Origin of the sequence: uncultured Limosilactobacillus sp. (genome assembly GCF_934202705.1) — a bacterium.
Taxonomy (GTDB): domain Bacteria; phylum Bacillota; class Bacilli; order Lactobacillales; family Lactobacillaceae; genus Limosilactobacillus.
The window spans coordinates 178,605-192,115 of sequence record NZ_CAKPYE010000001.1; the positions used below are offsets into that span (position 1 = coordinate 178,605).

15 protein-coding genes are annotated in these 13,511 nt (G+C 38.9%); 3 read left to right on the forward strand and 12 right to left on the reverse strand.

The window, feature by feature from the left end:
• Positions 1-12 precede the first annotated feature (12 nt).
• The 5 genes from polA to Q0C76_RS00890 form a co-directional block, all read right to left on the reverse strand.
• On the reverse strand, positions 13-2,676 hold the full coding sequence (polA, locus tag Q0C76_RS00870; protein WP_295728461.1) for a DNA polymerase I: 2,664 nt from the start codon (positions 2,674-2,676) through the stop codon (positions 13-15).
• 94 nt (positions 2,677-2,770) lie between these two features.
• Positions 2,771-3,478, reverse strand: a complete 708-nt coding sequence (locus Q0C76_RS00875; RefSeq protein WP_295728464.1) for a Bax inhibitor-1/YccA family protein — start codon at positions 3,476-3,478, stop codon at positions 2,771-2,773.
• Positions 3,479-3,569: 91 nt separating this feature from the next.
• Positions 3,570-4,880: a UDP-N-acetylmuramate--L-alanine ligase gene (gene murC / locus Q0C76_RS00880; RefSeq protein WP_295728467.1), complete on the reverse strand. Its 1,311-nt coding sequence runs from the start codon at positions 4,878-4,880 to the stop codon at positions 3,570-3,572.
• Between the two features lie 17 nt (positions 4,881-4,897).
• On the reverse strand, positions 4,898-5,536 hold the full coding sequence (gene ytpR / locus Q0C76_RS00885) for a YtpR family tRNA-binding protein (protein WP_295728469.1): 639 nt from the start codon (positions 5,534-5,536) through the stop codon (positions 4,898-4,900).
• A gap of 130 nt (positions 5,537-5,666) precedes the next feature.
• Positions 5,667-5,987, reverse strand: coding sequence for a thioredoxin family protein (locus Q0C76_RS00890; protein ID WP_295728682.1), 321 nt, complete (start codon positions 5,985-5,987; stop codon positions 5,667-5,669).
• A gap of 163 nt (positions 5,988-6,150) precedes the next feature.
• On the opposite strand from Q0C76_RS00890, the gene Q0C76_RS00895 reads away from it, so the two are divergent.
• On the forward strand, positions 6,151-6,483 hold the full coding sequence (locus tag Q0C76_RS00895; RefSeq protein WP_295728472.1) for a hypothetical protein: 333 nt from the start codon (positions 6,151-6,153) through the stop codon (positions 6,481-6,483).
• Positions 6,484-6,564: 81 nt separating this feature from the next.
• Here the strand turns inward: Q0C76_RS00895 and Q0C76_RS00900 are convergent, their stop codons facing one another.
• The 4 genes from Q0C76_RS00900 to Q0C76_RS00915 form a co-directional block, all read right to left on the reverse strand.
• On the reverse strand, positions 6,565-7,299 hold the full coding sequence (locus Q0C76_RS00900; RefSeq protein WP_295728475.1) for a transaldolase family protein: 735 nt from the start codon (positions 7,297-7,299) through the stop codon (positions 6,565-6,567).
• A 354-nt stretch (positions 7,300-7,653) separates the two neighbouring features.
• On the reverse strand, positions 7,654-8,298 hold the full coding sequence (gene trmB, locus Q0C76_RS00905) for a tRNA (guanosine(46)-N7)-methyltransferase TrmB (protein ID WP_295728478.1): 645 nt from the start codon (positions 8,296-8,298) through the stop codon (positions 7,654-7,656).
• 10 nt (positions 8,299-8,308) lie between these two features.
• On the reverse strand, positions 8,309-9,508 hold the full coding sequence (locus tag Q0C76_RS00910) for an ABC transporter permease (RefSeq protein WP_295728481.1): 1,200 nt from the start codon (positions 9,506-9,508) through the stop codon (positions 8,309-8,311).
• Positions 9,501-10,238: an ABC transporter ATP-binding protein gene (locus tag Q0C76_RS00915; RefSeq protein WP_295728484.1), complete on the reverse strand. Its 738-nt coding sequence runs from the start codon at positions 10,236-10,238 to the stop codon at positions 9,501-9,503. Before Q0C76_RS00915 ends, Q0C76_RS00910 begins: the two co-directional genes overlap by 8 nt.
• 123 nt (positions 10,239-10,361) lie before the next feature.
• Between Q0C76_RS00915 and Q0C76_RS00920 the strand changes: the two genes are divergently transcribed.
• Positions 10,362-10,790 (forward strand): HIT family protein, encoded by a 429-nt coding sequence (locus Q0C76_RS00920; RefSeq protein WP_295728486.1) that lies wholly within the window; start codon positions 10,362-10,364, stop codon positions 10,788-10,790.
• A gap of 1 nt (position 10,791) precedes the next feature.
• Entirely contained in the window at positions 10,792-10,998 is a 207-nt protein-coding gene (locus Q0C76_RS00925) for a hypothetical protein (protein WP_295728488.1), read from the forward strand.
• Between the two features lie 61 nt (positions 10,999-11,059).
• On the opposite strand, the gene Q0C76_RS00930 is transcribed toward Q0C76_RS00925, so the two are convergent.
• The 3 genes from Q0C76_RS00930 to Q0C76_RS00940 all read right to left on the reverse strand — a co-directional run bounded on the left by Q0C76_RS00930 (position 11,060) and on the right by Q0C76_RS00940 (position 13,500).
• The gene (locus Q0C76_RS00930; protein WP_295728490.1) at positions 11,060-12,031 is read right to left on the reverse strand and encodes a peptidylprolyl isomerase; all 972 of its coding nucleotides are present in this window, start codon (positions 12,029-12,031) and stop codon (positions 11,060-11,062) included.
• Positions 12,032-12,128: 97 nt separating this feature from the next.
• Positions 12,129-13,085 (reverse strand): 3'-5' exoribonuclease YhaM family protein, encoded by a 957-nt coding sequence (locus Q0C76_RS00935; protein WP_295728492.1) that lies wholly within the window; start codon positions 13,083-13,085, stop codon positions 12,129-12,131.
• A 61-nt stretch (positions 13,086-13,146) separates the two neighbouring features.
• Positions 13,147-13,500, reverse strand: a complete 354-nt coding sequence (locus tag Q0C76_RS00940; protein ID WP_295728685.1) for a YlbF family regulator — start codon at positions 13,498-13,500, stop codon at positions 13,147-13,149.
• Positions 13,501-13,511 lie beyond the last annotated feature (11 nt).

A 13,511-nucleotide genomic window follows, 5' to 3' on the forward strand; every position in this document is an offset into this window, starting at 1 on the left:
GTGTTAACATCGTTATTTTAGATCATACCAAGTATCGCCAACTTTACTCTCAACTTTCAGTGGCACATCAAGTTTCACTGCTGAATCCATTACTTTAGGAACTAATTCTTTAAGTCGTGCAATTTCATTTTCAGGAGCTTCGAAAATCAATTCGTCATGGATTTGTAAAAGCATTCGGGCCTTCAAACCAGCTTTTTCTAACTGGTCATTCATATTAATCATGGCAATCTTAATGATATCAGCTGCGCTTCCCTGAATTGGTGTGTTCATCGCTGTCCGTTCTGCAAATGAGCGACGGCTAAAATTCTTCGAATTAATTTCCGGTAAATAACGTCGACGGTGAGTCAAAGTTTCAACGTATCCCTGTTTTTTCGCAAGTTTAACGATGTTTTCAATATAGTCCTTAACACCAGGAAATTCATTAAAGTAACTCTGAATAAACTCATGAGCTTGTTTACGGGTAACATGAATATTTTGCGATAAGCCGTAGTCACTAATCCCATAAACAATGCCAAAGTTAACTGCTTTAGCCTGCCGTCGCATATTTGGCGTGACTTTTTCGCCCGGTAACAAGTGGAAAATCCGCCGAGCTGTACTTTCGTGAATATCTTTACCATCAATAAAGTCTTGTTGAAGATTGTGATCACCCGTCACGTGTGCTAGGACCCGTAATTCAACTTGAGAATAGTCACTAGAGAAGATCTTCCATCCGGATTGACTGGGCTTAAATGCACGGCGAATTTTTCGCCCCTCAGCAAGACGGACCGGAATATTCTGTAGATTTGGATCCACTGAAGATAATCGTCCAGTTTGAGTTAACGTTTGCAGATAGCGCGTATGAATCTTTTGGTCAGACGAATGTATGACCTTTAGCAACCCAGTAATATAGGTTGACTGAATCTTCGCGATTTGCCGATAAATTAAGATATTATCAATAATTGGTGCGCGTCCCTGTAATTTCTCCAAAACTTCGACAGAAGTAGAATAGCCCGTTTTAGTTTTCTTGATCACCGGAAGTTTCATCTTTTCAAACAAAATCGTCCCTAACTGCTTGGTAGAATTAATATTAAACTCTTCACCAGCTTCTTCGTAAATCGCTTGTTCTAATTCCGCCAACCGCTCCTTAAGTTTGCTCCCCATTTCTTTTAAAGTAGTGGCATCAACATGAACACCAGCCATTTCCATTTTGGCTAAAACATGCGAAAGTGGTCGCTCAATGTCCGTGTATAGCGGCCATTGTTCATTTTCATGAAGTTGATCAGTTAACGGTTGCTTTAATTTTTCAATTGCTTGACCCTTTTGAGCTAAATGATTGAAGAAAACATTCGCATTATCCGGAAGGTGACGACTCTTCCCCTTCCCGTATACTTCTTCATCAGATTGAACATCATAGTAGTCGTGTTCATGAGCAAGTTGTCCAAGGTCGTTGCTATTATCATTAGTATTTAATAAGTATGATACAAGCAAAAAGTCGAACCCAACTGTTTGTAAATGGATCCCCAAACGATGGAGAGCAACATCATGGGCTTTTGCATTGAAAGTATCCTTCGTAATGCATGGGTCTTCTAGTAGCTTTTTAATTGCTGACGCCTGCAACAATTCAGCATTACGACTAACCCACCAGTGACCTGCTGTGCCAATCACGAACCCAGCAACTGGTGAAACATGATAATTTGAATCTGGTAATTCAAGTAAAAATACACAGTGCTTTTTAATCGACTTTAGTTCTGCCAGGTTATCAAGTGTCAATTCAGTGTAGTGAACTTTAGACGCCGCAGTTGTTAGCTGCGGATCAGGAGTAACCTTCATCTTAGCAAGAAAAGACTTAAAATTTAATTTTTCAAAGAGGGTAACCAGTGCTTCTTGCTGTGGTCCTTTATACTTTAAGTCATTTAAACTAATCGTTACGGGAGCATCGCGCCGAATTCTTGCTAAGTCTTGGCACTGACGAGCAATTGCTTCTTCATTAATCAAATTTTCCTTCCGTTTGCTCTTCTTCATCTGATCAATATTTTCGTAAATACCATCTAAAGAACCATACTGACGAATTAAATTAATGGCAGTTTTTTCGCCAATTTTAGTGACTCCTGGGTAATTATCGGAACTATCGCCCATTAATGCTTTCACATCAATAAATTGTGTCGGCGTCACTCCTAATTTTTCCTCCATATATTCTGGAGTAAAATGCTCAGTTTGAGTCACGCCCTTTTTGGTGACTGCCACCGTTGTTTGTTCCGTCGCCAATTGAGTTAAGTCCCGATCTCCAGAAACAATTAAAGTTCGATATCCAGCGTCGTCAGCTTGTTTCGCTAGTGTGCCAATGATGTCATCGGCCTCATAATTTTTTAGTTCATAACTATGTAAGCCAGATGCTTCTACGAGTTGTCGGACATACGGAAACTGTTCCGTCAATTCTTCTGGGGTCTTAGCGCGTCCTGCTTTATAATCGTGATATTTTTCAGTCCGAAAGGTTGTCTTACCAGCATCAAAGGCCACTAAGGCTGCATCGGGTTTAAACCTATCTAACACATGATCCAGCATCAGCTTAAATCCATAAATTGCTGCTGTATGAAGACCGTCCTGGTTCGTGAACCTGTCCATCTGAGTGTGCATCGCGTAAAAAGCCCGAAAAATGATACTGTTACCATCAATCAATAAAAGTTGCTTGTCTGCCATAATGAAACCTCGCTCTCTTTCTCATATCATTGTACCAATCTTTACGACAAAAGAAAAAGAGACCGAAATACTAGATTCCGGTCTCTAACCATTATTAGTCACGATCACTCATGCCAAAAATCTGTAATAGCGATAAGAATAGGTTAATAAAGTCAAGGTAAAGTTGCAAAGCTCCCAAGACTGCTAGTCCGCCAACAGATACTTGCGATCCATACTGCATATAAATATTCTTCATTTTTTGAGCATCCCATCCGGTTAAAACCACAAAAATAATTACCGCGATGTACGAAAAAATATAAGTAATGGCTGCACTCCGCAAGAACATGTTAATCAAACTAGCAATAATCAACGCTACTAACGCTGCTAGTGCATGACTTCCCGCACGACTTAAATCACGCTTGGTAACCGTTCCATAAATCGTCATTGTGATAAAAACAGCTGATGATGATAAGAAAGCAGCGGCAATATTAGCAGTTGTATAGGCCATTGAAATCAAAGCAAACTCAAAACCATAGATGACCGCAATCACCATTAACATTAAAAGACTACCAGCTGGATTCCGCGTGGCGCTAAAACTAATCCCCATTGACAGAGCAATCGGCAATAATAGAATCAGCCAAATCATTCCACTATGCTGAGCAACGAAGGCCATTGATGCTGCACGAAACGGAACGATTGTTAAATAAGCAACTAACGCGGATACTAAAACTGCACCAGACATTAGTCCGTACATTCGCGTTAAAAAACTATTTAATCCCGCGACGTTCACTTCACGACGCGGTTCTTGTGAAAAATTGTCCACGATAACTCCTCCTTATTTTTAAATAGTAGGTTAATAAAGAAATGGTAGCAAAGGCCACCATTCCAATCAAGAATCTTTAACATTTTCTAAGCTATTTCTTTAGCAAACGGGCATATTGATCTTCATACTTTTCAATATCGCCAGCCCCCATAAAGACCACCACATCGTTATGGTATGCTAACAACTTATCCATCGAATCTAAATCAATATCTTCGCTGCCTGGAACCAGTTGTTCCAGATCAGCACTAGAAACGTGGCCAGCATTTTCACGAATTGAGCCAAAAATTGGGGTCACATATGTCTTATCAGCTTTACCTAAAGCTTGACCAAATTGCTTCAAGTACGCTTGTAACCGCGAATAAGTATGAGGCTGGAAGACAACTACAAGTTCTTTATCTGGATATTTTTGTCGGGCAGCATCAATTGTCGCATTAATTTCTGATGGGTGGTGAGCGTAATCATCGATGACGGTCATATCACCAAACTTACTTTCACTAAAGCGGCGCTTCACACCGGTGAAATTAGATAGTTCATGTTGAATTGCTTCTAAATCTACATGTTCCATATAGGCAACCGCAATCACCGCTAAACTATTTAACACGCTGTGTTCACCATATAGGTGAATCGTAAACGTGCCCAACTTTTGATCATGATAATACGCATCATAAGTTGACCCTGCAGGAGTTCGTTGAATATTCTCCGCCCGAAAGTCATCTTGTGAGTTAGTTCCATAATAGTACACCGGCACATCTACTGACAGCTTCCGTAAATTAGGATCATCCCCCCAAGCAAAAATGGCTTTTTTGACTTGTTGGCCATACTGTTCAAACGAAGACCGCACATCGTCAATATCTTTAAAATAATCCGGATGATCAAAATCAATGTTTGTCATAATCGCATAGTCTGGATGATAAGCCAAAAAATGGTCACGATATTCATCCGCCTCAAAGACAAAGAAACGGGAATCAGGATCACCATGACCAACCCCATCGCCAATTAGAAAACTAGTTGGTTCAACATTGGAAAGAACATGTGATAGTAAACCAGTAGTACTAGTTTTGCCATGCGCTCCCGCAATGCCAATCGACGTATTACTTTCAATGACTTGTTCCACAGTTTCAGGATAAGTTTGAATCGTTAGCCCTAATTCTTTAGCATGAACAATTTCAGGATGGTCATCGCCAAATGCGTTTCCCTGCACAACGATCATACCAGGCCTCAAATTAGCTGGATCAAATTCATGAATTTTAATTCCCGCCTTTTCTAAGGGAGCTTGAGTAAAGGTTTCTTTTGCAATATCCGAACCTTCAACATGGTTTCCTAACTCATTCAAAACCCTGGCCAAGGCAGCCATCCCGGTTCCTTTGATTCCTACAAAATAATAGTTTTTCTGATTATTCATTTGACTGATCCTTCCTGTTAGGCAAATAATCGATTTCCACGATCAAAGTCAAAAGCCGCACCATTTTCAGCAAAATCATCATCTAAAATGAGACAGCCAGGCTTATTCGGAGCGTTTTTTAGGCCAAGTTCTCGTGGCGTGCAGATCATTCCATCACTTTCAACACCTAACAGCTTCCCTGGCCAGATCAACTTACCGTTTGGCATCATCGTTCCAACGGTCGCAGCAACTACCTTGATCCCTTCACGTAAATTGACGGAACCACAAACAATTTGCCGCTTTTCAGTCCCAAAATCCACCGTCGCAATGTGCAAATGATCAGACTTAGGATGGGCGACCATCTTTTCAACATAACCGACTTGGAAATGTGGTTGTTTAGGTAATTCAATTGGCGTTTCGAACCCCGCCGTTACTAATTGTGCATTAATCTTTGCAACTTGGTCAGCGTTTAAATCAAAATTGCCATTAACTGATTGCAATTCCGGTAATAAGTTGCTAGCGTCAAAAAGATTGTAGCCCAGCAAGTTTCCTGTATTTGAATCGGTAATTTCGACAATTCCGTTGTGTGACCGTTCTACTTGTTTACCACTGCCTGGTGCTACCATCAATACTAAAACATCGCCCATTTCATGGGGATTATAACTTGCAATTAGCATTTCTCTTAATCATCCCTCTAAGTTCTATCTTCTTGAAATAATTCACAGATTAGATTGTACCATAACCACTATGATCAGTAAGCATAAATTAGACAAAAACAGGGACTGGATCATCCTCAGTCCCTGTCCATTAATTAAGTCCCTTCAAAAAGTTTTCAACCTGTTCTTTAGTCTTACGATCTTTATTAACAAATCTGCCGACTTCTGTCCCATCTTGATAAACCACAAAACTTGGGATCCCCATGATTCCTAAGTCAGCTGCCAAATCAATATTTTCATCCCGATCAACCAACAAAAACGTATAATCAGTAAAGTCTTGCTCAATTACCGGCATCGCTGGTTTTATAAAGTTACAATCAGGGCACCAGTCAGCAGTAAAGAATAAGACATAGTTTCCACTAGCAATCCGTTGGTTCAATTCATCTTGGGTCATTTTTGGTAAACGTTCCATCATAATTATCTCCATTCTTCTTATTTTATGTAAGTAAATTTTAACATATTTAATCCTCTTAAAGCAACCTCATTCAGTGGTCATCACTTGATGCATCTCTTGCTGATTTTAGCTAAAATTGTTAAAATTATTGCAATTTATTATGAGTAAGAAAGTGAAGAACATGAATAATAGTAATAGCATCTATCGTCCCTTAGTTTTATCTGCAACATTGGGGATTTCTGGAGTGGCCGGTTTTATCTTTGGTAAATTATTGGGTAGAACCAAGGTTTCTCCGGAAGCCATTTTGCGAAATACCATTAACGATTTTAAAAGAGAAGGGACTGTTGAAGGCAGCTGGATTGACCATCAAATCCATCCCTACCAATGCTTCGCTTCTAAATCCTTTGTTTACTACGGTGGAATTCAGCGTTGCGAAGACGAACAGTTAATCGACTACCGTTTTATTGCGGATGCAAAGACTGGATCGATTTTAAAAATCAAACGAGCTAATTAATTTAAAACTATTAACGGGGCCTCATGATTATGAGGCCCCGTTTACGTTACTTTTTTTAAATTAAGGAATGTTAATTTCTACTTAGGCTAAAACAGCATCGTCAAGAATGCTAAACCCAAGGGTCTTAATATCTTTATCAAACCCATGCACAGTATCTAGAGCCACATCATCCGGAGTGAAGGAACGCCGCTCATTATACTTCTGCAAAATAACTGGCGGAACAGTAATAATATCAACCCCTAATTGTTCTGCCTGCGTAATATTATAGACCTCGCGCGTTGATGCCCACAGTGTTTCAACATTGTCAAAATCACTTACCATTTCTACTGAATTTTTAACAAACGGAATCGGATCAGCACCCGTGTCGGCCACCCGACCTACAAATAGTGAAACAAACGCTGGCGTCTTTGAACACAGAGCTGCAAGAGCAGCCTGAACTTGTAATTCAGTTGTAATCGCAGTGACATTAACTTTGATACCATTTGCTGACAAAGTATGAATTAAATCGGTATTGTAGTTACCTTTCAAGTTAATGATCGGAATCTTAACATATACCTGGTCACTTAAACTTGAAAGAATTTCCGCTTCACGTTTCATTGTATCGGCAGTTTGACCAAACACTTCAAATGAAACGCAGTAATCCGGGAGCTCAGAAACCACTTGTTTAGCAAATGACAGGTAGTTAGTTACCCCAGCCCGTTTCATCAATGATGGGTTAGTTGTAAATCCTGATAAATAATCATTTTTTGCCATTTGACGCATCGCATTAATTTCTGCACCATCAGAATAAATTTTAATTGAATCTTGATTTTGCATTTTAGTTTCCTTTCACAAATAAAAACTATACCAATTAATATTTTTTCAATCCACGGTGCTAATATTGCCATCTGTAGTAGCGAACGTCAAGAGATAAAATGTTCAAAAACACAATAATTAATTGCAATCCTTTAGCAAAGTTGATTTTGTGCAACCGGCTGTATATCAGCTATTGCTTATTAATGATTACTTGCTAAGCGGTTGACAACTTTGCGTAAAATTCTTTAAAAAACTTTTTAAAGATTTTTTAAATATAACTATACCAATTTTTATCAATCCATTTTTTTCACAAACAAAAAAAAGGATTTCACGATTCAATTTATGAATACGAAATCCTTTCGTTTGGTTACTTAATTAATCGTTAAAATGTGCTGTGACTTTATAAATTGGCTGGCCGAGCTCGCTAAACTTATGCTCATACTCCGTTTCGACATTATTAGCATTCTCATCGCTATGGTGTAAGTCAAGCCATACACCGTCAAATTTCAATCCATAATTATTTAAACTTTCGAGAGAAAACTCGAAAAAGCTCATATTGTCTGTTTTTAATTCCAAACCGCCACCCTTTTTAACAACCTGCTCATAGCTAGACAAAAATGTGTGGTAAGTTAGCCGACGTTTAGCATGACGTTTTTTGGGCCACGGATCAGAAAAGTTTAAAAACAGTTTATCAATTTGATGATCTGCAAAGAAATCCGTCAGTTCGGCCCCATCTGCGCAGATAAATTGTAAATTAGGCAGCGCTTCTGGTAATGCTTTTTTAAGCGCAATAGCAGCAATAGTTTTTTCGATTTCCAAACCAATGAAATTAATTTCTGGATGCTTCTTTGCCATGCCAATGATAAACTGACCTTTCCCCATCCCTACCTCTAATTGAATTGGTTGATTTTGTGGAAAACGATCTACCCAATGTCCCTTGACTTCACTAGGATTTAAAACCATCTTTTCTGGATGAGCTGCCAAGAGTGGCTCCGCCCACTTTTTATGTTTAACTCGCATTCTCAATTCCTCACTTTTTAATTTTTTTGAGCTGTGATTGAAGATACCTCGTCGATAGCAATGGTATTTCAACAGCCGCAATGATTGCATTAATGATTACCTGCAAGATGTTTCCTTGAACTCCAATGGAGGCAATTACCATCACGACTGCCACAAGAATCATAATTTTACGAATAATGTCCCTAAAATCACGGTCCTGTTCAACTTGTGAGATTGGATAAACGTAGATAAAAGCGTTATTCGCAAATTGATCATACAGCGGAATTAGTTGAACTGCCACTAAATAGAGCCCTAGTGCCATAATAATGCTATTTAACCAGAGAACGGGCACAAACAATAGAATCGCTGCCAACACTAATGTTAACCTGAGCGCTAAATTACCAATCTCAGTGTTCCGAACTAATCCACGACCATATAAAAAATGCCATACAGAATCTTCACGCAACCACCTCAAAAGCGGCCTCAAATAAGTTCGTTTCTTTATCTGTCCTTGAAGGGTTGGAACATCAGTGAACAGGTTGAAAAATCGATAAACAGTTGCCATCCGGTCTTGTTCAACTTTGACCACAACTCGCCAATTGGTCTCGTGGTACCTGAATACCAGCCAAGCTGTAATTGCCACATCAGCGATTCCGAGAACTAATCCCAGCATTGGATTAATTAACCACGTCCCTGACCAAATTAATAGGGGGATCAGCCACTGAAGATAACTCAATATTTTTAAACTACTAAATCGGGTAGTGACTTGTAAACGGGCAATGTTTAACCAACTTACCTTAATTAACATTGCAGTGATTAGTAATACTACAATCATTTTAGTTGTGATTCGCATTGTTACCATGGCAAGGGGTAATGCAATCAAAACCCCACAAAACGTAATTAATACGCCAAAAATACAGCTGTACCAAAATGCCTGCCAAAAATAGCTGGTCATTCGGGACGATTGCGGTAATAAGAAAACCGGATCTGCCCTTTTGACTAACGTCGCGAACCGCCCCAATTGAGTAATAATAACTAATCCAATTATTAATAGTATTTTAATCCAAAGATTATTTGCCGGAATGCTGGGTAATACTTGCGCATACCCATATGATAAGGCACCAAAAAGAAAGAATAATGCAATGACGAAATGATCATTAAACACTAACCGCCAGTATTTCAAAAGCATTAAAAAATGCTGTTGTCGACGTTCACGAAAGAGATTATCCATGCTGCTCACCCTTTGCAATATTTAAATAAATATCATTCAGTGATGCCTGCGGATCGTTAGTTGCTTGGCGCATTTCGTCCAAAGTTCCCCGAAATTTAACTTGTCCATTATTAAGCAAAACAAATCGATCACAATACCGCTCAGCAGTATCCAAAACATGGGTTGACATTAAAACTGCCACACCAGCCTGCTTACGTTCCTCAATTAGATCCAATAAATCTTTTACTGCTAATGGGTCTAAACCATAAAAAGGTTCATCAACAATTAATAACTGTGCATCTGTAATGAAGGCACAAACAATCATCACTTTTTGTTTCATACCCTTAGAAAAGTCGGCTGGGAACCAATCAAGCTTGTTATTGAGGCGAAAGGTCTTCAACAATTTAGTTGCTCGTTGCCATGCTTGATCATAATTTAGTTGATAAGCTTTGATCGTTAAATCGATATGTTCCCGTAATGTTAATTCATCATACAAAATCGGTGTTTCTGGAACATAAGCAATCAGTTGCTTATAGCCAACCGGATCATTAATAATGTTATGATTATCTAAAACAATTGATCCAGAAAACGGCCGCAGCAAACCAATCAAGTGATTAATCGTGGTTGATTTACCAGCCCCATTTAAGCCAATTAATCCTACTAATTCACCAGGGCGAACCGTAAAACTCACTTGATGGAGAACCGGGATTTGTGAATAACCCCCCACTAAATCAGTGACCTTTAATGTCATACACGTTTCCTTCTTTATCCTTTATTTATTGTTGATTATAGCATACCACCTTCAATGCTTTGACCGTTCAAGTCAGAAATGCGGTATACTAAAACTATTAAACAATGAAATGAGGGAATAGACATGACCGACTGTATTTTTTGTAAAATTATCAATGGTGAAATTCCAAGCTATACCGTTTATGAAGATGATGTTGTCAAAGCCTTCTTGGATATTTCGCAAGGCACTCCAGGTCATACCCTAGTGGTGCCAAAAGAACATATCCAGGACATTTTTGCATATGATGATGAAACGGCTAGTGCCGTCTTTAGCCGCCTGCCCAAAATTGCTCGAGCAATTAAAGCTTCTAATCCCAAAATTGTCGGAATGAATATTTTAAATAACAACGGCTCTGTAGCTTACCAATCTGTATTTCATTCTCACATCCATTTAATTCCACGTTATTCAGCTAATGATACCTTCAGCATTAACTTCACTGATAACTCGAATCAATATAATGACGCTAAATACGAAGCCATTCAAAAATCAATTGTTGAACAACTGGAGAAATAAAATGAAATTTGTATCCCAACAATGGCGTGCTGGGCGTCAACTAATCCAGAGTTATCAAAGACTTCACAATAATTTATCGAAGGCCCAATCAGCATTCAAAACAGCAACCAAAGCTATCCATGAACTTCAACGTAGTATTCATCGATATAATTTTAAAAGCCAACCAGCTTTGCAGAAAATTACTCACATTCTAAAAAAAGGCAATTAAAAAATGGTGTGATCTAGTAAAAGTCAGCAATTTGACTTTCGCATTGATCGCACCATTTTTTCTAATTTGAACTACTGCTTGAAGTATTAGCACCTGAATTAGAACTAGAAGAGCCAGTAGTTCCGGTTGTTGAATTATTGTTGGCACTCGGGTTTAAATACTGTGACAAAATATTTTGCAAATCTTTATCCTTAATGGAAACATTCCCTTTTTTCAGGACTTTGGAAATCACCTTTTCCATAAATGATTGATTATTCATATTTTCTTGAACTATTTGTGTTTTTAAATCCGCAATATGAGCACTCTTGGCTCCCTTCGCCGGGTGCTTAACCATGTAAATAACTTGGTAGCCATTATCAGTCTTAACCGGATCTGTCGTATATTCACCAGTCTTTAACTTAAAGGCCGCTTTCTTATAAGCTGAATCAACTGATGTGCTGGTATTATCAAATGCAGGAACAATCCCACCAGTACTCTTATTTGAAGTATCAGTAGACTTTGATTTTGCCAATTTCTTAAATTTCTTATATTTATTACCACTAGTACTATCTAATTGGCTAATGATATCCTTGGCTTCATCTTCAGAACCAACAAGAATTTCAGCAGTCTGAACTTTTGGCTCATACTTCTTCCACTGTTTATTGATCGCTTTGTTAGAGAAAGTTGAGTAATGGCGAACAGCTGCTTCTAAAAGTAACCGCGACTTAATTTGGTCTTTAAAGGTCTTTTCGGTTAAATTTTGCTGTTGTAAAACCGCACTAAATGATGAACCATATTGTGATTTATAAGAATTATATTCTTTATTGACATCGGTCTTAGAAACTTCCTTGCCATATTGTTTTTGAAGGACCTTGTCCAAGATCATTTGTTGAAGAACTGCCTTCCCTTGCGAAGTGTTTTTCATACTACTGTAATATTCATCTTGAGTGACTTTGCCACCACTAGTGGTTGCGACTGCTTTGTTACCACAAGCGGCCAATGGCATCATCACAGCGACACCAGCCAAAATTGCTAATAATTTTTTGGATTTCAAACTCTTTCACATCCCTTAAATAAATTAATCACCAATCTAATATACCATTATTTGGCGCTCGTTTTAAGCTTCCATATCATTGTTTATTAAAAATTCACTATTTCTTCGTATTTTCAGTTGGTTCATAAAAAGCACGATTATCCAGTGCAAACAGCCGCCCAGTAAATTCTCCAGGCTGCACTTTTCCCAAAGCAGCTCCCATCATCATAATAGAAGCATCTAATTCATCTAAGTGGTGAAGAATTTCTGCTTCCAATAGTTCTGGGCGCACTGGTGAACCGTATTCGAGCAAGCCATGGTGCGATAAAACCATATGACGAAGTAAAACGACCGTTTCACTTTCGTAATCAATCCCCAGATCTTGACAAGTGGCACAGATTTCCCCATCAATTAAGGAAATATGCCCCAATAATTTACCAGTGGTCGTGTATTGGGTACCAACCGCTCCTGAAAGTTCTACCGTCTTCCCCAAATCATGAAGAAGCGCTCCGGCATACAATAATGATTTATTGATTCCCGAATATAGGTTAGTCACGCTTTGTGCTAACCGTAAAATTGACAATGTATGGTACGACAACCCGCCCACATACGCATGGTGATTGGTTTTTGCAGCCGGTGATTGAAAAAATGCTTCACCATGCTTGACCATTAATTGATTAACAATTTTGCGCCAGGTTGGTTCCTGAATGGCCTTTACAAATGGTCTTAAATCAGCTTTAATCTGCTCCTCAGCTTCTGGTGCGCGTTCCACATATAACTCTGGCTGATTAGGTTCGTTGTCGCGCGCTAATCGAACTGACTCAATTTGGATTTGCGGCTGACCTTGATAACTGGTCCGCTGCCCGTTTAAATACACAACTACTCCTGGTTGAAATTCCTGAATTTGCTGATCCGTTACATCCCAGAGGTTACCCGTCAATTCACCGGATTGATCACCAAAGGTTAGCGCCAAATAATTAGCACCTTTTTTGGTCAGCCGTACTTGTGCATCCTTCACTAAGGCAAATAACGTTAAGTGATCCCCTTCTTGGAAGTCGTTGATTTGCTTTGCCACCTTTATTACCTCTCTTATATGAAAAAGACGGCCACCTGTTCAGTGCCCGTCCAATCGTGGATTAATCCATCGCCTTTTTGTATAATTCTTGAATTGGCGCAGTGATTGTTTGGTTCAGCTGTTGCATCATTGCATCCATTTGACGTTCTTTTTCCATCAGCTTCTTAACTACATCTTTTTTGCTAACTTCACTTGCTAAATTTTGAACGTTTTTAATTTCGTCATCAGTTAGCTTTTGCCCTTGCATTTGTTTTTGTTGGGCACTAGCTTGAACTTTTTGGAATTTTTTAAACAGATCAAATGCTTCTTGATCCGCCATCATGTCATTAAATGCGGCCTCTAAAGCTGTATATTCTTGTGTCTCCCGCATTTGTTTTGCTAATTCATTAGCGGTATCGTAAATGTTTACCATGATTGATCCTCCTA

Coding starts and splice junctions, on each gene's coding strand:
- polA (WP_295728461.1), bottom strand. CDS start 2,676: ATGGCAGACAAGCAACTTTTATTGATTGATGGTAACAGTATCATTTTT.
- murC (WP_295728467.1), bottom strand. CDS start 4,880: ATGAATAATCAGAAAAACTATTATTTTGTAGGAATCAAAGGAACCGGG.
- ytpR (WP_295728469.1), bottom strand. CDS start 5,536: ATGCTAATTGCAAGTTATAATCCCCATGAAATGGGCGATGTTTTAGTA.
- Q0C76_RS00890 (WP_295728682.1), bottom strand. CDS start 5,987: ATGGAACGTTTACCAAAAATGACCCAAGATGAATTGAACCAACGGATT.
- Q0C76_RS00895 (WP_295728472.1), top strand. CDS start 6,151: ATGAATAATAGTAATAGCATCTATCGTCCCTTAGTTTTATCTGCAACA.
- Q0C76_RS00900 (WP_295728475.1), bottom strand. CDS start 7,299: ATGCAAAATCAAGATTCAATTAAAATTTATTCTGATGGTGCAGAAATT.
- trmB (WP_295728478.1), bottom strand. CDS start 8,298: ATGCGAGTTAAACATAAAAAGTGGGCGGAGCCACTCTTGGCAGCTCAT.
- Q0C76_RS00910 (WP_295728481.1), bottom strand. CDS start 9,508: ATGGATAATCTCTTTCGTGAACGTCGACAACAGCATTTTTTAATGCTT.
- Q0C76_RS00915 (WP_295728484.1), bottom strand. CDS start 10,238: ATGACATTAAAGGTCACTGATTTAGTGGGGGGTTATTCACAAATCCCG.
- Q0C76_RS00920 (WP_295728486.1), top strand. CDS start 10,362: ATGACCGACTGTATTTTTTGTAAAATTATCAATGGTGAAATTCCAAGC.
- Q0C76_RS00925 (WP_295728488.1), top strand. CDS start 10,792: ATGAAATTTGTATCCCAACAATGGCGTGCTGGGCGTCAACTAATCCAG.